General features: G+C 36.9%; 21 protein-coding genes and 2 pseudogenes. 12 read left to right on the forward strand and 11 right to left on the reverse strand.

What is annotated here, in order from left to right; all coding sequences use genetic code 11:
* Nucleotides 1-12: 12 nt before the first annotated feature.
* Nucleotides 13-1,203, reverse strand: a complete 1,191-nt coding sequence (gene mnmA, locus Q5W13_RS02470; RefSeq protein ID WP_304445267.1) for a tRNA 2-thiouridine(34) synthase MnmA — start codon at nt 1,201-1,203, stop codon at nt 13-15.
* A 224-nt stretch (nt 1,204-1,427) separates the two neighbouring features.
* On the opposite strand from mnmA, the gene Q5W13_RS02475 reads away from it, so the two are divergent.
* Together Q5W13_RS02475 and Q5W13_RS02480 are read left to right on the forward strand one after the other, a co-directional pair.
* On the forward strand, nt 1,428-1,604 hold the full coding sequence (locus Q5W13_RS02475) for a hypothetical protein (RefSeq protein WP_304445268.1): 177 nt from the start codon (nt 1,428-1,430) through the stop codon (nt 1,602-1,604).
* The gene (locus Q5W13_RS02480; protein ID WP_304445269.1) at nt 1,594-2,790 is read left to right on the forward strand and encodes a fasciclin domain-containing protein; all 1,197 of its coding nucleotides are present in this window, start codon (nt 1,594-1,596) and stop codon (nt 2,788-2,790) included. Before Q5W13_RS02475 ends, Q5W13_RS02480 begins: the two co-directional genes overlap by 11 nt.
* A gap of 396 nt (nt 2,791-3,186) precedes the next feature.
* Here the strand turns inward: Q5W13_RS02480 and yidC are convergent.
* The 3 genes and pseudogenes from yidC to Q5W13_RS02495 form a co-directional block, all read right to left on the reverse strand.
* A pseudogene (yidC, locus tag Q5W13_RS02485) lies at nt 3,187-5,041 on the reverse strand (membrane protein insertase YidC).
* A gap of 119 nt (nt 5,042-5,160) precedes the next feature.
* Nucleotides 5,161-6,777, reverse strand: a complete 1,617-nt coding sequence (gene pyrG / locus Q5W13_RS02490; protein ID WP_304445270.1) for a CTP synthase — start codon at nt 6,775-6,777, stop codon at nt 5,161-5,163.
* 58 nt (nt 6,778-6,835) lie between these two features.
* Nucleotides 6,836-7,069, reverse strand: a complete 234-nt coding sequence (locus tag Q5W13_RS02495) for a DUF3820 family protein (RefSeq protein WP_304445271.1) — start codon at nt 7,067-7,069, stop codon at nt 6,836-6,838.
* 50 nt (nt 7,070-7,119) lie between these two features.
* Between Q5W13_RS02495 and Q5W13_RS02500 the strand changes: the two genes are divergently transcribed.
* Entirely contained in the window at nt 7,120-7,989 is an 870-nt protein-coding gene (locus tag Q5W13_RS02500) for a hydroxypyruvate isomerase family protein (protein WP_155597428.1), read from the forward strand.
* 32 nt (nt 7,990-8,021) lie between these two features.
* Here Q5W13_RS02500 and Q5W13_RS02505 read toward each other — a convergent pair whose 3' ends face one another.
* The 3 genes from Q5W13_RS02505 to Q5W13_RS02515 are packed head-to-tail and all read right to left on the reverse strand — an operon-like array spanning nt 8,022 to nt 10,852.
* Nucleotides 8,022-8,768, reverse strand: coding sequence for a LytR/AlgR family response regulator transcription factor (locus Q5W13_RS02505; protein ID WP_304445272.1), 747 nt, complete (start codon nt 8,766-8,768; stop codon nt 8,022-8,024).
* Nucleotides 8,769-8,775: 7 nt separating this feature from the next.
* A complete protein-coding gene (locus Q5W13_RS02510) occupies nt 8,776-10,614 on the reverse strand; it encodes a tetratricopeptide repeat-containing sensor histidine kinase (protein WP_304445273.1) in 1,839 nt (612 codons plus the stop codon).
* Nucleotides 10,586-10,852 (reverse strand): hypothetical protein, encoded by a 267-nt coding sequence (locus Q5W13_RS02515; protein ID WP_304445274.1) that lies wholly within the window; start codon nt 10,850-10,852, stop codon nt 10,586-10,588. Before Q5W13_RS02515 ends, Q5W13_RS02510 begins: the two co-directional genes overlap by 29 nt.
* 240 nt (nt 10,853-11,092) lie before the next feature.
* Between Q5W13_RS02515 and Q5W13_RS02520 the strand changes: the two genes are divergently transcribed.
* From Q5W13_RS02520 to Q5W13_RS02540, 5 genes are all read left to right on the forward strand, one after another.
* Nucleotides 11,093-11,806 carry a hypothetical protein gene (locus Q5W13_RS02520; protein ID WP_304445275.1) on the forward strand — a complete coding sequence of 238 codons (714 nt, stop codon included), beginning with the start codon at nt 11,093-11,095 and terminating at the stop codon, nt 11,804-11,806.
* Between the two features lie 28 nt (nt 11,807-11,834).
* On the forward strand, nt 11,835-12,119 hold the full coding sequence (locus tag Q5W13_RS02525) for a hypothetical protein (protein ID WP_155597432.1): 285 nt from the start codon (nt 11,835-11,837) through the stop codon (nt 12,117-12,119).
* Nucleotides 12,120-12,331: 212 nt separating this feature from the next.
* Nucleotides 12,332-13,003, forward strand: a complete 672-nt coding sequence (locus Q5W13_RS02530; protein ID WP_304445276.1) for a hypothetical protein — start codon at nt 12,332-12,334, stop codon at nt 13,001-13,003.
* Nucleotides 13,004-13,195: 192 nt separating this feature from the next.
* Nucleotides 13,196-13,426, forward strand: a complete 231-nt coding sequence (locus tag Q5W13_RS02535; RefSeq protein ID WP_304445277.1) for a hypothetical protein — start codon at nt 13,196-13,198, stop codon at nt 13,424-13,426.
* Entirely contained in the window at nt 13,362-13,610 is a 249-nt protein-coding gene (locus Q5W13_RS02540; protein WP_304445278.1) for a hypothetical protein, read from the forward strand. The genes Q5W13_RS02535 and Q5W13_RS02540 overlap by 65 nt, the downstream gene beginning before the upstream one ends.
* A 169-nt stretch (nt 13,611-13,779) precedes the next feature.
* On the opposite strand, the gene Q5W13_RS02545 is transcribed toward Q5W13_RS02540, so the two are convergent.
* The 4 genes and pseudogenes from Q5W13_RS02545 to guaA form a co-directional block, all read right to left on the reverse strand.
* Nucleotides 13,780-14,307, reverse strand: coding sequence for a DUF922 domain-containing protein (locus Q5W13_RS02545; protein ID WP_304445279.1), 528 nt, complete (start codon nt 14,305-14,307; stop codon nt 13,780-13,782).
* Nucleotides 14,295-14,699, reverse strand: coding sequence for an OsmC family protein (locus tag Q5W13_RS02550; RefSeq protein ID WP_155597436.1), 405 nt, complete (start codon nt 14,697-14,699; stop codon nt 14,295-14,297). The genes Q5W13_RS02545 and Q5W13_RS02550 overlap by 13 nt, the downstream gene beginning before the upstream one ends.
* A 95-nt stretch (nt 14,700-14,794) precedes the next feature.
* A complete protein-coding gene (locus tag Q5W13_RS02555) occupies nt 14,795-16,978 on the reverse strand; it encodes a LysM peptidoglycan-binding domain-containing protein (RefSeq protein ID WP_304445280.1) in 2,184 nt (727 codons plus the stop codon).
* Nucleotides 16,969-18,496, reverse strand: a pseudogene (gene guaA, locus Q5W13_RS02560) (glutamine-hydrolyzing GMP synthase). Before guaA ends, Q5W13_RS02555 begins: the two are co-directional and overlap by 10 nt.
* A 598-nt stretch (nt 18,497-19,094) precedes the next feature.
* On the opposite strand from guaA, the gene Q5W13_RS02565 reads away from it, so the two are divergent.
* The 4 genes from Q5W13_RS02565 to Q5W13_RS02580 all read left to right on the forward strand — a co-directional run bounded on the left by Q5W13_RS02565 (nt 19,095) and on the right by Q5W13_RS02580 (nt 23,181).
* Nucleotides 19,095-20,582, forward strand: coding sequence for a TonB-dependent receptor (locus Q5W13_RS02565; RefSeq protein ID WP_304445281.1), 1,488 nt, complete (start codon nt 19,095-19,097; stop codon nt 20,580-20,582).
* Between the two features lie 78 nt (nt 20,583-20,660).
* A complete protein-coding gene (locus Q5W13_RS02570) occupies nt 20,661-21,563 on the forward strand; it encodes a TonB-dependent receptor (RefSeq protein WP_368662408.1) in 903 nt (300 codons plus the stop codon).
* Between the two features lie 3 nt (nt 21,564-21,566).
* On the forward strand, nt 21,567-22,445 hold the full coding sequence (locus tag Q5W13_RS02575) for a DUF4249 family protein (RefSeq protein ID WP_304445282.1): 879 nt from the start codon (nt 21,567-21,569) through the stop codon (nt 22,443-22,445).
* 190 nt (nt 22,446-22,635) lie between these two features.
* Nucleotides 22,636-23,181 carry a pyridoxamine 5'-phosphate oxidase family protein gene (locus tag Q5W13_RS02580; protein WP_304445283.1) on the forward strand — a complete coding sequence of 182 codons (546 nt, stop codon included), beginning with the start codon at nt 22,636-22,638 and terminating at the stop codon, nt 23,179-23,181.
* Nucleotides 23,182-23,184 lie beyond the last annotated feature (3 nt).

Consider the following 23,184-nt stretch of genomic DNA (forward strand, 5'->3'; position numbering starts at 1 on the left):
AAAAACTCCCTATTAGGAAATTACACCAGAGCCAATAAGTTCATCGCCAAGATACCATGCAGCAAACTGACCTTCCGTTATAGCCGATTGTTTTTCTTCAAAATCAACGTACAATCCACCAGCAACTTTATAAATAGTAGCTTTTTGCAATGACTGGCGATATCTAATACGTGCCATTACTTCAAGAGTTTCATCTTCCTTCAACGCTAAATCCCTCCGTACCCAATGCAACTCTTCATCCGTTATAAAAAGCGTTCTTCGGTACAAACCTGGATGCGATTTACCCTGACCCGTATAGATTACATTTTCATGAACGTCCGTATCAATAACGAACAACGGTTCTTTGGTACCTCCTACATCAAGTCCTTTTCGTTGCCCTTTGGTAAAATAATGTGCTCCTTGGTGGTCACCCACTACTTTTCCATCTTCAACATGATAGACTGGTTTTTCAGCGTAAAAAGATAACTCTGCTTGCTTATTTTTAAATTGAGGTAATTCTTTTTGATATTGAGAAACATCAGAAGGGACCTCAACAATTACTCCTTTTTTAGGTTTTAACTTTTGCTGAAGAAATTCAGGCAAACGTACTTTTCCAATAAAACAAAGCCCCTGAGAATCCTTTTTATCTGCGGTAATTAAGTCATTATCCGCAGCAATTTGGCGTACTTCTGGTTTATTCAAATGCCCAATAGGGAACAACGTTTTTGACAATTGCTCCTGTGAAAGCTGACAAAGAAAATACGACTGGTCCTTGTTATCATCCTTACCCGCTAAAAGCTGATACGTTTCAGAATCATCATCATTCTTAATCGTTCCTTTACGACAATAGTGACCCGTTGCTACGTAATCTGCACCCAATTGCAAAGCAATGTCCATAAAAACATCAAACTTGATTTCGCGATTACAAAGCACATCAGGATTAGGAGTACGTCCTCTTTCGTATTCCGCGAACATATAATCTACAATCCGTTCTTTATACTGAACACTTAAATCTACGGTCTGGAAGGGTATACCCAACTTCTCGGCCACAATTAGAGCATCATTACTATCTTCTAACCACGGGCACTCTTCTGAAATAGTTACCGAGTCATCATGCCAATTCTTCATAAACAAGCCTATTACCTCATACCCTTGTTCTTTTAAAAGGTATGCGGTTACACTTGAATCCACTCCTCCTGAGAGGCCTACAACTACTTTTTTCATGCTCAATAATAAGATTGCAAAATTAGTCAATAAACACGGATTGTACCTTTTCAAATACAATTTTAGCATTTCCTTAAAATTAAAAGTGTTCAACTTTTTTACAAAAGAGTTGAACAAAACGACATTTTTGTTATAAATTGCTTCAGATTTAACTTAGAGAAGTGGTTTAGAATGATTCCATTTTCCGTTCTACCCATTAAATATGAACAATTAATATATGTATTATGATTCTCAACAATTTTAAAGGTATTTTACCCCTAGCTCTAGCTTCCATTTTTTTCGTGTCATGTAGTGATGATGACAATGCTCCAGAAATTCCAATGGAAACTGAGACCGATATTGTAGATATCGCTATGACTGATTCTAACTTATCCATATTAGTGGAAGCCCTTGACGACTGATGATTTAGTTTCTACACTACAAGGAACTGGTCCTTTTACTGTATTCGCTCCTACTAATACTGCTTTTCAAGCTTTTCTAACGGAAAATAATTTTGCTTCTTTAGACGACATTCCTGAAGAAACCTTAAAGCAAGTACTATTAAATCATGTTGTTAGTGGCAACGTAAAAGCCGCAGATTTAGAAACTACATATTATAGCTCATCTTCCACAGCTGGTGTTGATGGAAAAAACTTAAGTTTATATGTAAACACTGCAGACGGTGTAACTATTAACGGTTCTGCTGTATCTACCGCAGATATTGAAGCTTCTAACGGAACTATTCATGTTGTGGACAAGGTAATAGGTTTACCAAATGTGGTTAATCATGCTACCTACAATAGCGCTTTTACTTCATTGGTGGGCGCATTGACAACGGACGGCAATACAGTTTTTACCGATTTACTAAGTGATGCCGAACAGAAGTTTACTGTGTTCGCTCCTACTAACGATGCTTTTACTGCATTTGAAAATCCTAATGAAAACGAATTGAACAGCATTCTTGCTAATCATGTAATTGCAGGAGCAGCTTTAGCAGCAAGCGATTTAAGTAATAGCTATGCGAATACAGCAGCTGCAAACGCAGATGGTGACAACCTAAGTATATATGTAAATACAGATGATGGTGTAACATTAAATGGTACTAGCAAAGTTATTATTGCAGATGTAGTAACAACTAATGGTATTATACATGCAGTAGATACGGTAATTGACTTACCTACTGTTGTTACGTTTGCTACTGCTGACAGTGAAAACTTTTCATCTTTAGTTGGAGCTCTTACTTCAGAAGGACAACCTGATTTTGTATCTATTTTAAGTTCGACAACTGAAAATAACCCTTTTACAGTTTTTGCCCCAGTAAATAGTGCTTTTGCAGCATTAGCAGAAGTGCCTGCCGGGGAAGACTTAACTGCGGTTCTTACACATCATGTAATTGCTGAAGCCAATATTATTTCTGGAGATTTAAGTGACGGATTGGTTTCTCCTGCAACATTACAAGGTGATGCGTTGACATTTACTGCTTCTGATGAAACTTTTGTTATCACAGATGGAGCCGGAAATACAGGAATTGCAATTGTAAAAGCTGATGTTCAAGCTATAAACGGAATAATTCATGCTATAGATACTGTACTTATTCCAAGTAACTAGCAGGAATAAATTAAAAACATATTGCTCACACAAAAGGCCGCTAAATTTAGCGGCCTTTTTCTTTTTTGTATTGATAACAAATAATTGATTTTTAACAGTATACGGTAAAACCGTATGAAATAAGCAAAGCATTTTATCGAAAAAAAATTATGTATTTACTGTATACAAATTCAAATTTCACAACGCTTTATTGAAAGTAATAATTACCAAACAACATAGCTGTGCAAGTTAGCATACAAAAAAGAGCACTTGACAACTCTCTTTTTTTTAAAGCTTAGTTAAGTTGCATCTTTACAATCCCAAATCTTACCAAACCAACCTAACTAATGCAAAAAACCCTGACAGATATCTGTCAGGGTTTTTATTTACTTTGAACTCTATATAATTTTAGACTTCTTATTTCTTGTTTATTTTCTTCTGATCTTCAGCCTGTTCCATCATCTCGCGCATCTTTTTCTGGAACTTATTCTCTTTCTTAGGCTTTTTCTTGTTCTCCTGTATCTGAGCATGAATTTTCTTATCGTCCAAGATAAAATTCTTGATTACTAACATAATACCAATAGTAATCATGTTAGATACAAAGTAGTACAAACTAAGTCCACTTGCATAGTTATTAAAGAAAAACAACATCATTAGCGGCATTAGATACATGATAAATTTCATGTTAGGCATACCTTGGCTGTTGTGGCATGTTCTGACCTGTAGTCATCGTCATATAAAAGAATATAGCGATAGAAGCCAAAATTGGAAATAAACTCACGTGATCTCCATAAAATGGAATATGAAAAGGCAAGTTAGCAACAACATCATATGATGATAAATCATCTGCCCATAAAAAAGATTTCTGACGCAATGCAAAAGAAGTTGGGAAGAACATGAACAATGCATAGAAAATTGGCATCTGCAATACAGCAGGAATACAGCCACTCATAGGACTTACACCAGCTTTACCATATAGTTTCATGGTTTCTTGCTGCTTTTTCATTGCATTATCCTTATACTTCTCTCCTAACTCTGCAAGTTCAGGTTTTAGAACCTTCATCTTAGCTTGAGACAAATACGACTTATAAGTTACAGGTGACATTGCCAATCTTACTAAAACGGTCATAGCCACAATAGCCCAACCATATGGTAAGACAGAACTTAAAAAGGAATAGAAAGGATTAAATAAATAACGGTTTAACCAACCGAAAATACCCCATCCAAAAGGAATAGAATCATCAAGACCCAACTCTTTATATTGGCTCAACACCTTTATATCCGTAGGACCATAATACCAGTGCATATTTTGCGCCAATTCACCTCCTGTTAATTCCAAAGGCATTGTTGCACCAAATAATTTGGTGAATTTGGTATCTTTACTTTCTTCTTCAACTAAATTCTTAGAAGTAAGTTCTGCAGTCTTAAAATTAGTTTTACCAACTAACATAGAACTAAAAAAGTGTTGTCTGTATGATAACCACTTTACATCTTCTTCTTTTTCATCATCATCACTAGCAAGCGACAGGTAGCTAATCTTACCATCTTCATGGCTATAAGTCAGCTCCGTGTATTTGTTCTCGTACTCTACACTTTTATTGTGACGTATACCTTTTAGGTCCCATTCTAAATCTACAGGTCTACTACTGTCTATAATACCACTTAGTCCTTGCGAACGTATGGTAAAATCTACAAGGTATTCCCCTTCTTTCATTTCATAACGGTACTCCAAAAAATTGTTCGGACCCGCTTTGGCTTTCATTGAAAGTACCTTGCTCCCATTATTTTCGGTTAAAGACGGCTCAAAATAAAGATCTTTAGTATTTAGAACTCTATTATCCGAAGTCGTAAAGTTTACACCAAAAGAAGCATTGCCATCATGTATCAAGTAAACAGGAATAGAATCATATGTATGATACTGCTTCATACGCGCCTCTACTATCTGACCACCTTTATTACTTATCTCAAGAGAAACTAGTTCGTTCTCTAATTTAGTAATCTTATCAGATGGCTTCGTGAAACCAAAAGCACCTATTTTACCTTGATAATTAGCAACTGCAGTAGAATCTTGAAGATTAACTACTGGAGATTGTTCAACATTTTCAGATGGCAAGACCTCTTTGCTTTCCTCTTTTACAACCTGCTCTTGTTTTGCCTTTTCAGCAGCTTGCTCTTCTGGAGTGGGCTGATTCTGATAAAACATAAATATCAATATTCCAAAAATCAGTACAAAACCGACTATAGAATTTATATCTACTTTCTTTTCTTCCATCTAAATAATTGTTATTAAACCGATTGCTTCAAAATCAAATCGGTCATGTACAGGGGTTTGGTTCAGTCAATTAGCAAATATATGTCCAATTGTACAGATTATGCCAGAATGGCATTATTTTATTGCTTTTTATGTTTAAGTGCTGCTTTAACAAACCCTACAAACAACGGATGCGGACTGTCTACCGTACTTTTATATTCTGGGTGATATTGCACACCAATAAACCAAGGATGCTCTGGTATCTCAACGATTTCAACAAGACCTGTTTCTTTATTTATACCCGTTGCTTTAAGACCTTTTGCTTCAAGTTGCTCTTTAAAATCACTATTAAATTCATAACGGTGACGGTGTCTTTCAGATATACTATCTGCCCCTTTATAGATTTCTTTTGCCAAACTGCCATCTAGAAGTTCACAGTCCCATGCTCCTAATCTCATGGTACCTCCTTTATTAACAATGGTTTTCTGCTCTTCCATTAAATTAATCACAGGATTTGGCGTCTTTTCATCCATTTCCATAGAGTTGGCATCTTTTAAGCCCAACACATTACGTGAGTACTCAATTACTGCCATTTGCATTCCCAAACAAATACCTAAAAACGGAATTTTGTTTTCACGGGCATATTGCACAGCTCTAATCTTACCTTCTATACCTCGTTCACCAAAACCTGGTGCTACAAGAATACCATCTAAATCCTTCAACAATTTATCAAGGCTTTTCCTGAGTAAATGCTCTGAGTGAATAGATTTTACGTTTACACGAACTTCATTAACCGCACCTGCATGAATAAAAGATTCTAAAATAGACTTATATGAATCTTGAAGCTCAACATACTTACCTATAAGACCAATGTTTATTTCGTTCTTAGGATTCTTATGCTTGTCTAAAAATTCTTTCCATTGGGCAAGGTCTGGTTCTACAACATCTGCCAATGCCAATTTTTTAAGCACCACAGTATCTAAACCTTCTTCTTGCATCAATAACGGAACGTCATAAATGGTAGAAGCATCAATTGATTGTATAACCGCTTCACGCCTTACATTACAGAAAAGCGCCAATTTTTCTTTTATCTCATCAGAAATTTCATGCTCCGTACGACAAACAAGTACATCTGCCTTGATACCACTTTCCATTAAAGTTTTAACGGAGTGCTGCGTTGGTTTTGTTTTCAATTCACCTGCAGCAGAAAGATAAGGTACAAGTGTTAAATGAATAACAATACCGTTGTTATCACCAAGTTCCCATAGTAGTTGTCTTACGGCCTCTATATAAGGTAAGGATTCAATATCACCTACCGTTCCTCCTATTTCAGTAATTACAATATCATACTCACCACTATTACCCAACAGTTGAACACGTCGTTTAATTTCATTGGTAATATGAGGTACTACCTGAACGGTCTTGCCCAAAAACTCCCCTCGGCGTTCTTTTTCAATTACGCTTTGATAGATACGTCCTGTAGTTACGTTGTTGGCCTGAGAAGTACGTACGTTCAAAAAACGTTCGTAATGCCCAAGGTCCAAATCGGTCTCTGCTCCATCGTCGGTCACATAGCATTCGCCATGTTCGTATGGATTTAGCGTACCTGGATCTACATTGATGTACGGGTCTAATTTCTGAATCGTTGTCTTATAGCCACGTGCCTGTAGCAATTTGGCGAGTGATGCGGCTATAATGCCTTTCCCTAGAGAAGAAGTAACACCTCCCGTAACGAAAATATACTTTGTCTGCGACATATTGGTGTTCTTTGTTACGGGGCACAAAGATATAAATCCCCCATGGAAATCATAGGCTTTACCTAGGAAAATCTTTTTGAATCCGATAAATTAACGGCTCAAGACCATTTATCTTAATTTCTAGCATGGATTTAAGGAGAATTCCTAATTTTCCATCAGGAAAACCTTTCTGTTGATACCATATGAGATATGCTTCGGGAAGATTTACCAAATACTTGCCTTTATATTTCCCAAACGGCATTCTATAATGAGCCAATTCAATCAATTTTTGTTTATCCGGAGCTATGTTCATTATTAAATCTAAATATTTTATCTTTATTTCCGCCTAATAGCCAAAAAATTATGAAACGAAGAAAATTTATCGGTACATCTGCCGCCGCATCGGTTGGATTGGTGGCCTGCAAAACTACTAATGCCATGGCACCTTCTAATACAGAAAGCGTAAAATTAAAAGAAAATATTAACCATAGTGTTTGCCGCTGGTGTTACGGAAAGATTCCTATGGAGGATTTCCTAAAAAGCCTAAACGAACTTGGCATAAAAGCAATGGACCTTACAGGACCGGAAGATTGGCCATTGATGAAAAAATATGGTATTCACGCATCTATGTGCTGGGGAGCCGGTTTTGGAATCGAAAAAGGATGGAACGACCTTTCTCTGCATGAAGAACTCATTGCGGATTATTCACAACACATTCCAAAAGTAGCAGCTGCAGGTTATACCAACCTTATCTGCTTTAGTGGAAACCGTAATGGCATGGACGATGCAGAAGGATTAAAAAACTGCGCAGAAGGACTTAAAAAAATTATGCCAATTGCAGAAAAACACGGTGTTGTTATACAAATGGAACTTTTAAACTCTAAGGTGAATCACCCAGATTACATGTGTGATACTAGCGCTTGGGGAGTAGAACTGTGCAAAGCCATAGGCTCAGAACACTTTAAACTGTTATATGACATCTACCACATGCAAATTATGGAAGGTGACATTATCAGAAACATTCAAGACTACCACCAGTATTTTGGTCATTACCACACCGGTGGAAATCCTGGTAGGAACGAAATAAACGATACTCAGGAGCTTTTTTATCCTGCAATCATGAAAGCAATTCTTGCTACCGGCTATACAGGCTATGTCGCTCAAGAATTTATACCTACATGGGATGATAAAATTGCAGCCCTTAAAGAGGGTATCACCATTTGTGACGTTTAAAACTTACCAACCTCCCTTCGGGGAGGTTTTTTTTACCCCATTAATTTCTTTAAAAAATCTTCTTTTCTGCGCACCGCTACCTCTATGTGAGAACCATCGTTCATAAGTGCGTAGCCACCCTTGCCCTTTACATACTTATCTACACAGGTTAAATTAATTAAATGCGATTGATGTGTTCTATAAAAATGGTGCTTTTCTAAAAGTGCTTCAAAATACTTTAATGTTTTGGCTACGGTAAGTTTCTTATCATCTTTAAGGTATAGATGTGTGTAGTTGATATCCGACTGGCAGCGAACGATATCTTTTATGGCAATCATAGAAAGACCATCTATAGTAGGTACCGCTATTTTCTGAAAATCACTGGCTTTTTGCTCCTCAAGGTTATGAAACAAGACTTCCATTTTCTGTGATATCTCTTGCAGTGATATTTTCTTTTTCAGCTTTTCCAAGGCTTTGTGCAGGTCATCTTCAGCAATTGGTTTTAAGAGATAGTCCAAAGCTGAAAATTTGAAAGCCTCTAGAGCATAATTATCATATCCCGTAGTAAAAATAACCTCAAAATTAATGTTCGGCACTGCTTGAAGTAATTCAAACCCGGTTTTATCGTGTAGCTGTATATCCAAAAAAACCACTTGTGGACTGCATCTTTTTATGGCTTCCAGACCTTCCTTAAATGATGAGGCCACCTCTTGAACTTCTAACGAATCATAAGTTTTTAGTAGCAATAGTAACCTATCCTGACAATGCTTTTCATCATCTACTATAATCGCTTTCAACATAAATTCTTTAAAATTGAAGTTCTAAAGGTAATTTCAACTCAACACGAAGCCCTTCTTCTTTATCGATCATTTGAATGCTTGCGTTTTCCTTTTTCAACTGGTTTATAATATCAAGCCTATTCTTGGTTATTTTAAGCCCCATTGAGGTTTTTCCTTTTTTTGTTGCACCGTTTGTTTTTCGCCCTACCCCATCATCATCTACCGTACAGACCAACAACTGATTTTCTATTTTCACCGAGATATCTATATGTCCTTTGGTTTCCTTTTTAGATATACCGTGCCAGATACTATTCTCTATAAAAGGCTGTAATATTAGCGGTGGCACCATGGTATTCTCCATATCAACATCTTTGCTCACCTTAATAGAATGCTCAAATTTATCCTTTAAACGCAATCCTTCAATTTGCACATAAAGCTCCGTGAGCTCAAGGTCTTCTTCCAACGGAATCCATTTTTTCTCTGAACTTTCCAAAATGGCACGTATCAACTTAGAGAATTTTACCAAAAATGTATTGGCCGTCTCCAAATCGTTCTTGGCCATGTAATCACTAATGGAATTCATGGCGTTAAAAATAAAATGTGGATTCATCTGTGAACGTAAAGCCTTTAGTTCGGTTTCCGCCACTTTGGTCTTGAATTCGGAAATCTTTTTTTCAGACAATACCCGTTCTCTTTTTTTATACAATTGAAAAGCAACAACGGAAAAAACAACAATCAAAAATGCCCCTAGCGACAAACCTGTTATCATTAATTTTTGACGTTCCATTTCAGCATTTGAAATGGCCTGTTCCTTTTCATGGGTAGCCAAAAGGATAGATTTTTCTTTTTCGTATTCATAATCTGCTTCAAGAAGTGCTATTTCTTCTTTTTTCTCCACGGAAGCAAAACTATCCCGCAAAACTACCGCCTCGGTTTTATTCTTAAAGGCTTGTTTATAATTTCCTGTTTCACTTTGTAAACTCGCTAGTTGTTCAAGGGCATTGAACTGCAGGTTTATACTTTCCGCTTCTTTGGCGTATTCAAACGAGGTCTCATAATTCTCTTCGGCAAGCGCCAATTTTTTTTCCGACCCCAAAAAATAACAGTCGCCTAGATAACGGTGCACTATTGCCAGATTATTGGAGTTCTTTAACTTCTCGTAAATTTTCTGAGTCTGTTTAAAATAAGGCACTGCCTTTGCGTATTTACCCATTTCCGAATATGCGATTCCCATGTTGGTCAACGCACTGGCCATACCCCTTTCATTGGTATTACTTTCCATGATATCATAGGCCTTCTTGTAGCTATCAATTGCTTTTTCAGGATTTCCGGTATCATTATAAACCCGTCCAAGATTGGTCAACGCATTAGCTACTCCTTCCTGAAAATCACTCTTTTCAAAAAATAAAAGAGCCTGTTTTTGATACGTTTCCGCCTCTTTAAACTTTGCTAATCTAGCATATAGCAATCCTATATTACTTAGTATGGATGCATATTGACGATCCTCCGTAAGCCCCAAATCCTCATAGATACGCTTGGCATCCAAGTAACTTTTAATTGCCTCTGGATACTGAGAAAGATACATATGGTTAATACCGATGCTATTCAACATTTTAGCCATCAAAAAGCTATCCTTCGCTTTCTCAAAAACCTCGTATGCCTTCCGGTTGTTATCATTGGCACGAGCATAGTCCGACTCATTAAAATACACCAACCCTTTATTATATATTAATCTGGCAACACCTTTTAAATCATTGTTTTCTTCACGTATTTTCATAGCCTGATCATACGAGTCCAAAGCCAGCGAGTCCATTCCTAAGGCACTATAATTATGGCCCCTATAGGCATATGCAGGCCGTGCCTTCATGATTTCGCAATTGAAGCCCTAAATCTATAGCTTCTTGAGATGTATCTACTCCGGATTTGGGGTCAATAGAATAGTAGGTATATGCTAACTCGTTCAGAGTCTTTAACCTAACCGTATCCTGACTTGTGCCTTCACGTAAAAGCTGGCTTAAACTATCTACTTTAGACCGTTGTGCGTCTGCGCCCTGCACTGAAAACACAAGTAATATAATAAGGGCCTTTATTCTGAAAGAAAGCATATGCGCATCTAATATATAACTCCAAATTTAACAGTTTAGCAGAAGTGAACACCACACAGTCAAAAAAAATATTGTGATAAATTGTTCTTTTTGAGGTTTCTACAAAAAAATATAGCCAGATAACGATTATATCAAAAAAACCTACACATACCTAACCCAACACCACGATTAATAAATTCCCATGGTAAGGTAGACCGCTTATTCTTACTTTCATTCCATCAAACCAAACAACCAAATACTATGGTAAAAAACAACTACTACCACCAACTTCTAATTATCCTTGCCTCATTATTCTTATGCTTTGCAACTGGATGCGATAGCCACCCCATAAACGAATTAGCCGAAGACCTCTCGGATGAATTTGAAGAAATAGATAAAGAGCAAGAAGTACAGAAAGAAGAAGAAGAAGAAGAAGAAGAAGAAGAAGAAGAAGAACAGGAAGAACAAGAAGAACAAGAAGAAGCCTTATACACCGGTTCCATGATCGCTATTGCTAACGGTAATGAATTTCAATCATCTGAATATTTAGAAGAATTTAATACCATTTATGCAAGTATTACAAAAAACGATGAACTATATATGGTATACATTTTAGGTTACGACATAAGTTTAGGGCTAGCTAATACTAAAGCTATTATTTTATGGGCTGTAGGAGAAGATTTTTCCACCCTCAAGGTAGACAAAACATGGGATTCCCCTCTAGTAGATTTTCTCCATGAAGGAGTGATTGCCAATTATTACGAAAGTGAAGCGACAGAAGACAATGAAAACGATGACGATGACCCTAACCTTGAAGAAGTAGATAATATATATCTAAAAATTACCGCAATTGATTTTGAAAATCAAAAATTTTCTGGTGAGTTCAGTTTTGCGGGAAAAACTGAAGACGGGACTTCCATTACCGTAACAGATGGCAAGTTTACCGATTATTATTTTGATTATAAAGAACAATAACAACCTCACCAACAAACCTCTCAGAACCATGAAAAAATCATTACTTTATTTATCGGCCTTTCTTTTAGCCTTATCAACCTTTGTAAACTGTTCTGTAAAAGATGCTGTAGACGACCTTTCGGACACACAAAAAGCACTTGATTGCGCCTATTTAATTGAAGATATTGATGAAAAATGGGATAGAGAAGATAGGGATTGCGACGATATAAAATCGGACGTAGCAAAAATTCTGGACACCTGTAAAGATTTTATAAGCGAAGAACAAAAATCACAACTGGAGTTCTATGCCGCGAATTGCGACACAGCCAACTAATGAAAATACAATAAACTTAACCTCACTTTGTTTTTCCAAATGAACGCTCTAAACCAGAACCATTACCGCACCAATCTGCTGCTACTGGGTCTAAATTTATTCGGACGTAACGCTAATAAACCTACCAACGAGGTAAATCATTCAAACATTCATCGTAACTTAAGAGTAATACGGTCACTTAGAAAAGTGTAAATATCTAAACACCTACACTAATGAATTTACAAAAATTACTATCTATATACACGCTTACCCTCCTTCTTAGCACCATCATATCCTGTTCCGAAGATAATTCAACTGTAGACTCTCCTGCCCCAAAAGAGCAAACCGAAGAAGACCCAGTTATAGAAGAAGAGAACGAGAGCACCACTGAAGAGGAACAAGAACAAGAAACCGAAGAAACCGAAGAAGAAGAAGAAGAAGAAGAAGAAGAAGAAACAACAACTAACAATTTTGGCACTATAGAATTGTCCGGTGATGAGACATCAGATGTTGGCACCGAACTAGTTGTTGGCCATATTGCTGTTGGCCGTGCAGATTTGACCGGCACTGATAAATCAGTGATTTTAACAGACGAAAACACTGAAATCACAGAAGAAGGCCCAGAACCCAAAAACCTTGACAAAGGTTTTATTCTTATAGGTGGAGACGACCTTAACGCAGACGGAACTACTTCTTCAGAAAAAGACATCTCCATGGTTATATTTATTGACGGGGAAGAATATCGTTTTGGGTGCGCCGTGCCAAATAGTGGAAATTTTATTGATTGCGGAGCCGATTATAACATCGATTTTGACAAAAAGGAAATAGTTTTTAAAGAAACAACCGTAGTCAATACAGATACGGAAGTTACCTTAACTATGAATGGCACTATTACATGGGAATAAACTCAAATATATTTTGAATTAAAATGCACTTTTTCCTATACCTATCTAAAAACCAAATACATCCAAACTACAAATTCAATTTTAGGACTAACTAAAAAAAAAGAGAAGCAGAAGGAATGTTATTTAAAATATGTGTGTATTTTTACCCCAGTATTATTTCTAAATAACGACTTTACACTAAACATTATTAAAATGAAAAAGACAATTACATTATTAGCAACCTTTGCCTTCTTGGTACAGTTTGCTTCTGCCCAAGAGTTTGAAGTAGGCACAAACGCCATTAACGCCGGTATTGGCCTAGGAGGTTATTATGGAGGATACTCTACCTCTACTCAAAGCCCTGTTTTTAGCGCTAGTTATGAAAGAGGCGTTTGGGATGTTCCTACCTGGTGTAGTAAGCCTAGGAGGTTACCTTGGTTATAAAAGATTCACTTATAACAATGATTTCTTCGGTAATGACTATAGCTGGTCATATACAATCATAGGTGTTCGCGGAGCTTACCATTATACTGGATTAGATGTTGACAATCTTGACGTTTACGGTGGGGTCATGGCTTCTGTTAGACTTCTAGGTGGAGATGAATTTAGCGATTTAAACAGTAGATAAGGTGCTACCGCCTTTGTTGGTGGCCGTTGGTACTTTACAGATAATATTGCTGGTTTTGCAGAAGCTGGTTATGGGGTTGCCTTTTTAACCATAGGTGCTTCTTTCAGATTTTAAGAAACCAAAATAATAATAAAAAGCCTTCTCAGAGTAAAACTCTAAGAAGGCTTTTTTATTTAAGGGCAGTTTCAATCTGCCGGTTCCAAAGCATTTGTTTTTCTAAATCTTGAGAAAAATTGGTTTCCCTATCGTATTTATCTTGAAAATCATTCAGCTCTTTTAGAATGGTCTTGTAAATGGCTTTTACTTCTGCCTTGGCATTCATCGTGAATTGAGCTTCGGAGAGTCGCTCCCGCATTTTTCTTGCATAAAGCTCGGATATATCAAAATGTAATTGCTCATGGCTTAAAATAACTGAATCGCACACTTCTGGACGATACCAGGATTTTCTTGGAATAAACTCGCTCTGCACTACAAAATCTAGATACACCTGACCATCTTTCTCAAAAGAAGAGAATGAATAACTGACACCACTAGCGGTTGTAGCGGCGGCCCAATGGGTTTTGAAATAAGTTCCTTTAAAATCTGACCATTGCAGCTTTCTATCTGCGCTCCAAATAATTGTTTCCTCTTCTTGAGAAGAAACAGTTCCAAACACAAAAAGACAAAGCAAACAAAGACCGTATTTTAAAGTTCCCAATGGAATGTTATTACTTTTTCTATATCTGGATGCAAGCTATAAAGTACAGGACACGTGTTAGCGGTATTCTCTAAAATCTTCCTTTCCTTATCGGAAGCAATAGAAGGCAAAATCAGTTTTGCTTCAATTTTAGATATTCTTCTTGGCTCAGCGGCCATGTGCTTTTTAATTTCAACGGTAGAGCCATCTAATTTCAAATCCAACCCCTTGGCCTTAATTCCCATCATGGTAATCATACAACTTCCCAATCCGGTTGCCACAGTGTCCGTAGGCGAAAAGGCTTGCCCTAGCCCATTATTATCTACAGGAGCATCTGTAATAAATGTATCACCAGACCGCATATGTTCGCAGGTGGTTCTTAAATCTCCGTTGTAGGTTACTTTTGATGTCATACTAACTTAGGGTTTAGAATTAATAAATCTATTCGTAAGTCCTAAGTTAGTACTACCTCATATAAAAAAGAAATTAATTTTAGTGATTTCTAAACTTACTCAGCTTGCTTAATACGAAGGTCTTCAAACTTTAGAATGTATGATGACTGATTAAAATATCCCGAAGCACCTTCCTTTTCATAGTCAAACTTACTACCGGAGTATTCAGTTTCACCAATAAGCTTAGAAGCTTCTACCATATTATTCTTGTAAGCCAGCTTCAACAAAATATCAAAAGTAAGATCAAAACCACGCACGGCATACCTATCTGGCGTACTACCAAATCGTTTCTCGTAACGCTTAGAAAAAGAATCGTTAGATCCTATTTTATATACAGAAGGATATGTAAAATGTAAGTTTGATAAATGTGAATTGCTGATTACCTCATTGTCAAAAGCATTGTTCTTGTTCGTTGTGAACATGCGCACCTTTCTATCTTTGGTATTCATTGAATTCAAAATAGAACTCACACTTGACACCAATTTAAAATTATCAGTTTCTACAAACACCCAGTTATCGGATTCTTCCGAAAGAAGTTCAGTTAACTTTTCAATGTCAATAGCAATATTTTTCTCTTCCTGAGTTACTTTTAAAGTATCGGCTCCCGGAAAACCTAACAATAATTGCTCCTTGACCTTTTTATTCTTATCATCTGCAATTATGATTACATGCTGTTCAGCATTACGCTTGCCCTGCACGTACTCAATCATGTGATCACGAAGCACCTCATCAGAAGTATAGGAAAAGAAAACATTTGGCAAACTTAAATCACTCTTAGCAGGAATAGGCGCTACTAGTGATACTTTCTTACCGCTAGCTCTTAAAGCAGTTTCCTTCATAGAAGGCAAATCTAACGGGCCAATAATTGCGCCATAACCAGAAAGGTTCTCTTTCTGTAAGATTTCTTTTGTCCTTTCAAGCTTCAGTTCGTTATCAAAAGTCTTAACATCTACTGAAATTCCTAAATCTGCAATAGAATCAATGGCAACCAACGCTCCCGAATAAAGACCTAAACTATATTTAAGGCTGTTTCTCTTATCAATAATATTAGCTACACGCTCTTTATCATTCAAATCTAACTTGTCTAACCTAAAAGGCAAAAGAAACATCAACTTAGGTTTGTTCTGCACATCAATACTATCCACAAGGTTGATTTTATCCAAAACCAGTGAATTACGAACTTCAAAATTACCCTCTTGGTCTTTAGGTAGTTTTAGAATCATACCTGCTTTCAACCCTTGGGCCAAATCTGGATTTAATGCTAAAAGTTCTTTATAGCTAACACCAAATTTACGGGTAAGTGAGAATTCCGTTTGCTTTGGCTTAACTTCATAAAAATTATAATTGTCCGTGTTGATTACACCGCTATTCGCTTTTTTCTCAGGAATACGGATAACCATCCCCTCTTTTAATCCACCTCTTTCAGTAATTTCAGGATTCAAACGAACAATTTCATCTGACTTTACACCAAACTTCTGTTCCAATTGAAAGAAATTCATTTTTGGCGGAACCGTATATGAAGTATATAATTGCGTTTGCTGGTTTTCAACAGTACTTCCTGCAATTTTTGGCAACTTCAATTCTTGACCCACCGCTAAGTAATCATTAGACCCAGCAAGCTCAGGGTTCAGAACCACCATACTATCTACGGTAATGCCATACTTATAAGCAATACTCCATCTGGTTTCTTTAGGAGCTACTTTGTATGTGTCAAAATTACTCTCATCTATTACAACTTCTTCTTCCGGCTTAACCCTACGGTATTTTGGAATCTTTAAAGTCATCTTTCTCTTCAACTGAGAAGAGTACAAATCTGGATTGTATTTTTTAATTGCCTCTTCGCTAATATGAAATCGTTTAGCAATGCTATATAAAGTTTCTTTTTTCTTTACGCGGTAAGACGTAAAACCAACAGGCTCTTCTTGCTCTTCTTCTCCTTCTTTCTGAACCGTAGGACTTTCTACTTTTCTAGTGGATTGCGCCGCTACAGCCTTAGCTTTACTATCCTTTGGTATAACCAATATAGTATTAGCCCTCAGCTCATCACCTCGTTTTACTTCCTTATTTAATTTAAGTATAGTTTGCGCATCTACTCTATACTGTTTTGCTATACCTTCTAGGGTCTCACCCTTCTTAACTGCATGCGTTGTAAACTTCTGTGCGGACACTTTGCATCCAACAAAAACAAACAATAAAAGCGTTAGGCTAACTTTAAAAAACTGATTCATATTTATTCCCATTCAATGGTTGCCGGTGGCTTAGAACTTATATCGTAAACGACTCTATTGACCCCTGGCACTTTGTTGATAATATCGTTTGATGTCTTTTGTAAAAATTCATAAGGTAAATTCACCCAATCCGCCGTCATACCATCGGTACTCTCTACGGCTCGTAAAGCTACACATTTTTCATAAGTCCGCTCGTCTCCCATTACCCCTACACTATTAACTGGTAGAAGCATGGCTCCCGCTTGCCAAACCTTATCGTAAAGACCCCAATCTCGAAGTCCTTGTATAAAAATATGATCCACCTCTTGTAGTATAGACACCTTTTCTGGCGTAATGTCACCCAAAATACGAATTGCTAGTGGAATAAAATGGATGCCTTCCTAAACGCTCTTCATCTATACCCATACTCTTACCTACACGGCGAACCTCATCTTTAAATAACATCCGTAAAGGCTCCACAATTTTCAATTTCATAAAGTCCGGTAAGCCCCCTACGTTATGGTGACTCTTAATAGTTGCTGAAGGACCACCCGTTGCAGAAACCGATTCTATAACATCCGGATATATAGTTCCCTGCGCCAACCACTTAACATCCTGTACCAGATGCGCCTCATCATCAAAAACTTCTATAAATGCATTACCAATAATCTTACGTTTTTTTTCTGGGTCACTCTCTCCTGCAAGGGCATCCAAAAAGCGTGCCGAAGCATCCACACCCTTTACATTTAACCCCATGTGCTCATATTGATCTAACACATCTTGAAACTCGTTCTTTCTAAGCAGACCGTTATTAACAAAAATACAATAGAGGTTCTTGCCAATAGCTTTATGCAGAAGTACAGCGGCAACTGTAGAATCTACTCCACCGGACAAACCTAACACTACTTTATCGTCACCAATTTTTTCTTTCAATTCAGATACGGTCAAATCCACAAATGCATCCGGAGTCCAAGATTGGTCTAACCCAGCTATGTTTACCAAGAAGTTTTCTAGTATTTTCTTACCATCTTTAGAGTGATAAACTTCTGGATGAAATTGAATAGCGTAAGTACTCTCGTCCTCAATTCTATATGCAGCGTGTTTAACATCATTTGTACTAGCCAAAACCACTCCTTTTTCAGGAAGTTCTTGAATTGTATCACTATGACTCATCCACACTTGACTACCTTCCGAAACACCTTCAAAAAATGCTTCATCTGACTTGATGTAGGATAGATTTGCACGACCATATTCTCTTGTATTTGACGGGGCAACATTACCACCTCCAAAATGAGCTAGGTATTGAGCACCATAACAAACAGCCAATAAAGGCTTCTTTCCTCTAATCTCAGATAGATCCGGATGCGGTGCATCATCTGCACGTACCGAAAACGGAGAACCTGAAAGGATTACCGCTTTATAGGACGATAAATCCTCCGGAGGCTTGTTATATGGCTTTATTTCACAGAAAATATTGAGTTCTCTAACCCTTCTAGCGATGAGTTGCGTGTACTGAGAACCGAAATCTAGTATAAGGACGTTGTTTTGCATGGGCAAAAATAGCAAATTCCATTCGCCCGAAAAGCCTCTTTTCACATATTTATAATCGGGTTTTTAACAATCACCTAAAATAGGAGAAACAACACGATAGAGAACAAGCCAAAATGAAAACTAAAATTCTTACAAATCAACCAAAAACATAACTCCGGAAAAATGAAATAGCCAATATTTTCATAAACTCTAAAATGAATTACAACTCCACATTTATAGATTTTTTCTGAAAATTCTCAAGGAATAAGTCAAAATAGGAGCACTTTTTACCAAAATTAACAAAATGTGATTAAAAACTTTATATAATTATATTTAATGTAGTGGATTTTAGATTAATAATTGTTTTCCTACAAATTGTTAAATTATGTTAATTTTAGTAAAATTAACCCATTTTATTGTCAAATTAGGCTCAAGTTGATTTCGGAGGATCAAAAACTCAAACTTTGATTTCAACCTACTTTAGCCTCTTTTTTATTTATCTTTTCGTTAACAGCCTGCTCTAAAGATTATGACTTTCTTGCGTAAGAATTTACTGCTACACCAACATTTCATCAATGTATAAAAGCAGTGTTCTCATCAATCAAAAAACGAACATATCTTGAAAAAAGCTATCTGCTGTACCTCATTTTTTCTTGTCCTTTTTCAACAAGGTCAGGCAAAAATGAATCGACTCCCTTGCGGGATTGAAAAAGGAATTCACAAAAAATTATGGACCCCTCTCATTTCAGAAGACAACTATCTTCCTCCCGATCAGTCCGAAAAAAAATATACTATTAGTGGTTATGTTACGGAAAGTGGTAGTGGTGAAAATCTCTTGGGAGTTTCTGTTTATGTACCCGAATTAAAAATAGGAACAACAACTAATGACTATGGGTTTTTCTCTTTGACTCTTCCCCAAGGAAATCACGAAGTGGTCATTTCATACATTGGTTATGGAAACGAAAAGCGCCAACTAAATTTATTGGAAGACAAGATTCTTTCCATAGCACTGAAACCTTCTGCTCAAAATCTTGAAGAAGTGGTTGTCACTGCAGATGAAAGAATAAAAGAAAGCAAGGTAACTCAAATGAGTAAAGTGCAGATCAATCCTGCAGACATTCAAGACATCCCAGCATTACTGGGTGAAAAAGATGTAATGAAGACCTTGCAGCTCATGCCGGGTATTCAAGGTGGATCAGAAGGTAGTTCCGGTTTCTTTGTTCGTGGAGGTACTCCTGACCAAAACCTAATTATCTTAGATGATGCCGTTGTTTACAACTCCAACCACCTATTTGGGTTTTTCTCTGTCTTTAATGGTGATGCCATAAAATCTGTGGAAGCTTTTAAAGGTGGTTTTCCTGCGCGTTTTGGCGGTCGCCTGTCTTCTGTTATTAAGTTAGACATGAAAGATGGGAATAAAGAAAAGCTCTCTGGCAAGGTAAATATTGGCCTTATATCATCATCAGCTTTGCTTGAGGGGCCTATCAACAAAGGAAAAACATCGTTTATTGCCAGTGGCCGCCGTACTTACGCAGATATTATGGCACGCCCATTTATAGATAGCGATAAAGGAAATAAAACAGGGTATTACTTTACTGACTTCAATTTTAAGATTCATCATATTTTTAGTCCAAAAGATAAATTGTACTGGAGCAATTATTTTGGACAAGACAAATTCTATGACAACAGTCTCTATGAAGATGGAGACAAAGACAAATCACGATTACAGTGGGGAAATATTACTTCGACCCTTCGTTGGAATCACCAGTTTAATAACAAACTTTTCTCTAACACCTCACTGATTTTCAGTAACTATAAATTCAAAATTCTAATTGAAGAAGATTTTGAGGACCAAAAATATCAGTTTAAAAGTAGCTCGGGTATTAACGATTATACCTTGAAAACCGATTTTGATTATTACCCCAACAGTAAACACACCATTAGATTTGGCGCCAATGCAACACGCCATAACTTTACACCACAGCGGTTGTTGCTCAAAGATGAATTTAACCCAGACATAAATAACGAACAGGAATTAAATTCTTTTGAAGGTGCTATATATGCGGAAGATGATTGGAAACTAACAGATAAATTAAGTCTATCATAAGGTCTTAGGCTCAGTTACTTTAACTATAAAGACAAACATTACATTAACCCAGAACCTAGACTAGCACTATCCTATAATATGAAGCCAGACCTTGCCTTTAAGGCTTCATATTCCCGAATGAACCAGTACATTCACCTATTATCTAGCTCTGGCATAGGCCTTCCAACAGATTTATGGGTTTCATCAACAGATAATATAAAGCCCCAGACCTCCCAGCAGTTCGCAGTGGGCATTGCCAAAGACTTCTTTAATAAAGACTATTCCGTAAACTTAGAAGGCTACTACAAGACCTTAGATGATGTTATTGCTTATAAAGAAGGGGCTTCTTTCTTAGCCATTGATAACTTAGAAAGCGGCAAAAACAGTAATTGGGAAGATAATATTACTGCTGGACAAGGTTGGGCTTACGGTGCCGAAATATTACTTAGAAAACAAACAGGACCATTCACAGGTTGGCTGGGTTACACCCTAGCATGGTCCGAACGCCAATTTGATGAATTAAACCTAGGCAAAAAGTTTTATGACCGTTACGACCGTAGACATGATATTTCTCTAGTGGGTATTTATAAGCCGAACGAAAAAATAACACTTTCAGGGACCTGGGTCTTTTCAACTGGCAACAATTACACCTTACCCAACCAGCAGCGCGTAGCCAATCCCGTGGGGTTTCCTATTTTTAATAATTCCGCGTACAGCAGCTATGCAGGCGTAGAAGATTTTACCACCCAACGGAATAATTTTCGCGGAGAAACAAGTCACAGATTAGACTTGGGAGTCCAATTTCATAAAAAGAAAAAGAAAAATAGAGAACGAATTTGGGGAATTTCTCTTTACAATTCCTACGCAAGACGAAACCCATTCATATACACGATAGAATACAAAGATTTTGACCCTAACAATCCTTATACCGAAGAAAAGGAATTGATACGAACATCTGTACTTATGTTGATACCATCTATTAACTACACTTTTAAGTTTTAAAATATGAATAAATATATTCAGATAAGTTTGTTTTTCATTCTGCTTTGTAGTGCTTGTCAAGACCCCGTAGATCCGGATGAACTGCTTAACGTAAATGACCGCACCTATATAATTGGCTACCTATCACCAGCGGACACTCTGCTTACAGTTCATGTTTCAACTGCAGTACCAGCAATAGGCATACAAATAGATCTTAATGAGCCTTCTGGAGACCTTGAAAGATATATTATAAAAGATGCTTTGGTCATCATTAGCGACGAAAAAAACAATGAGATTCAATTAACTTACAATCCAGAAAGAAAAAATTACCAAGTTGCTGCTACAGAGTTTAGTATTACAGGTGGTAACACTTATTTTTTGCGCGTTTCGGCAAATAACAAGGAATACACCTCAACTTGTACCATCCCTGAAAGAATAGAAACAATAGCTGAGAAAATAACCCTTAGAGAGAAAAACGAATACTACCAAGATTATAATTTAGATTTTACTTTCCAGGACATTATTGGAAAAAATAACTATTATCTAATTGGAGGTAACGCAGTCATAGATACTGAAGATGGTCCTTATTATTCCTATTTAAATTTTGAGTTAAACAGCTTTTTAACTGATGCTATCGGAGATGGAGAAATTATAGGTCAGAATTCTACTTTTTCCTATGGCATCACGGATGAGGCAACTACCGCCAAAGTAACCCTGCAAGTAACAAATGTTGAAGAGATTCTTTATTTGAACCGCCGCGCAACTTATTTGAACAACTACAATGAAGGCAATCCATTTGTGGAGTACAGTATTGCACCTAATAATATTGAAGGCGAAGATGGTGTTGGTGTTTTTGCGGGCTATCAGCTTACCGAAAAGGTAATTGAATATGAATTAAAATAAAAATCTTAAAAAAGTAAAAGTCCGGGATACCAAACCCGGACTTTTCATCAAAATCAAAAAAACCAACCTAAACACATGAAATCGTTTAAGAAATAAACTTTTTCATAACATTTTTACTAATAACACTCTACTTGCCAAATACCCTACCCCTTTTTAAAAGTTTTTTCTACTTTTATTAAAAAGCACATAAATGACTTCTACTTTTTGGGATGAAACCCTAACCGAAATAAAGAAAGGAATAACTGAAAGAGGGCATCCGTTCCGGTTTTTCACACTAGCTACTATAGATCAATCAGGTGCGCCAAGCCAACGTACTGTGGTCTTCAGACATTTTAATGATAATTTAAGTCTGGTGTTTTATACGGATGAGCGTTCACAAAAAGTTCAGGAAATAGGCAAAACAAGAGCTATTAGCCTACTATTCTATCATCCTGAAAATCTTTTGCAGATTACCATACAAGGAAAGGCTTCCGTAATTACAGATCCTGAAGTATTAAAAGAATATTGGAGTGCCGTGCCGGACGGCAATAAAAAAGATTACACCACTAATATAGCACCCGGAAGCACCATGAAAAACCCTGATGCTTTGGAATATTTAAATGGGGACCATCATTTCTGCGCCATACAAATTGAACCCAACAGCATTGAGTACCTTAAATTGAAGCGCCCTAACCATATTAGGGTACTTTTCACTAAAGTCAATACATCTTGGGAAGGTAAATTTTTAGCTCCTTAGAAG

Origin of the sequence: Zobellia laminariae, assembly GCF_030553095.1 — a bacterium.
GTDB lineage: Bacteria > Bacteroidota > Bacteroidia > Flavobacteriales > Flavobacteriaceae > Zobellia > Zobellia laminariae.

Excerpts from the sequence above, each read along its gene's own strand:
- Q5W13_RS02570 (WP_368662408.1), top strand. The coding sequence starts at position 20,661 with ATGAAGCCAGACCTTGCCTTTAAGGCTTCATATTCCCGAATGAACCAG.
- pyrG (WP_304445270.1), bottom strand. The coding sequence starts at position 6,777 with ATGTCGCAGACAAAGTATATTTTCGTTACGGGAGGTGTTACTTCTTCT.
- Q5W13_RS02475 (WP_304445268.1), top strand. The coding sequence starts at position 1,428 with ATGATTCTCAACAATTTTAAAGGTATTTTACCCCTAGCTCTAGCTTCC.
- Q5W13_RS02520 (WP_304445275.1), top strand. The coding sequence starts at position 11,093 with ATGGTAAAAAACAACTACTACCACCAACTTCTAATTATCCTTGCCTCA.
- Q5W13_RS02580 (WP_304445283.1), top strand. The coding sequence starts at position 22,636 with ATGACTTCTACTTTTTGGGATGAAACCCTAACCGAAATAAAGAAAGGA.
- Q5W13_RS02495 (WP_304445271.1), bottom strand. The coding sequence starts at position 7,069 with ATGAACATAGCTCCGGATAAACAAAAATTGATTGAATTGGCTCATTAT.
- Q5W13_RS02555 (WP_304445280.1), bottom strand. The coding sequence starts at position 16,978 with ATGGGAATAAATATGAATCAGTTTTTTAAAGTTAGCCTAACGCTTTTA.
- Q5W13_RS02540 (WP_304445278.1), top strand. The coding sequence starts at position 13,362 with ATGAAAGAGGCGTTTGGGATGTTCCTACCTGGTGTAGTAAGCCTAGGA.
- Q5W13_RS02525 (WP_155597432.1), top strand. The coding sequence starts at position 11,835 with ATGAAAAAATCATTACTTTATTTATCGGCCTTTCTTTTAGCCTTATCA.
- Q5W13_RS02515 (WP_304445274.1), bottom strand. The coding sequence starts at position 10,852 with ATGCTTTCTTTCAGAATAAAGGCCCTTATTATATTACTTGTGTTTTCA.
- mnmA (WP_304445267.1), bottom strand. The coding sequence starts at position 1,203 with ATGAAAAAAGTAGTTGTAGGCCTCTCAGGAGGAGTGGATTCAAGTGTA.
- Q5W13_RS02530 (WP_304445276.1), top strand. The coding sequence starts at position 12,332 with ATGAATTTACAAAAATTACTATCTATATACACGCTTACCCTCCTTCTT.
- Q5W13_RS02575 (WP_304445282.1), top strand. The coding sequence starts at position 21,567 with ATGAATAAATATATTCAGATAAGTTTGTTTTTCATTCTGCTTTGTAGT.
- Q5W13_RS02500 (WP_155597428.1), top strand. The coding sequence starts at position 7,120 with ATGAAACGAAGAAAATTTATCGGTACATCTGCCGCCGCATCGGTTGGA.
- Q5W13_RS02510 (WP_304445273.1), bottom strand. The coding sequence starts at position 10,614 with ATGAAGGCACGGCCTGCATATGCCTATAGGGGCCATAATTATAGTGCC.
- Q5W13_RS02550 (WP_155597436.1), bottom strand. The coding sequence starts at position 14,699 with ATGACATCAAAAGTAACCTACAACGGAGATTTAAGAACCACCTGCGAA.
- Q5W13_RS02505 (WP_304445272.1), bottom strand. The coding sequence starts at position 8,768 with ATGTTGAAAGCGATTATAGTAGATGATGAAAAGCATTGTCAGGATAGG.
- Q5W13_RS02535 (WP_304445277.1), top strand. The coding sequence starts at position 13,196 with ATGAAAAAGACAATTACATTATTAGCAACCTTTGCCTTCTTGGTACAG.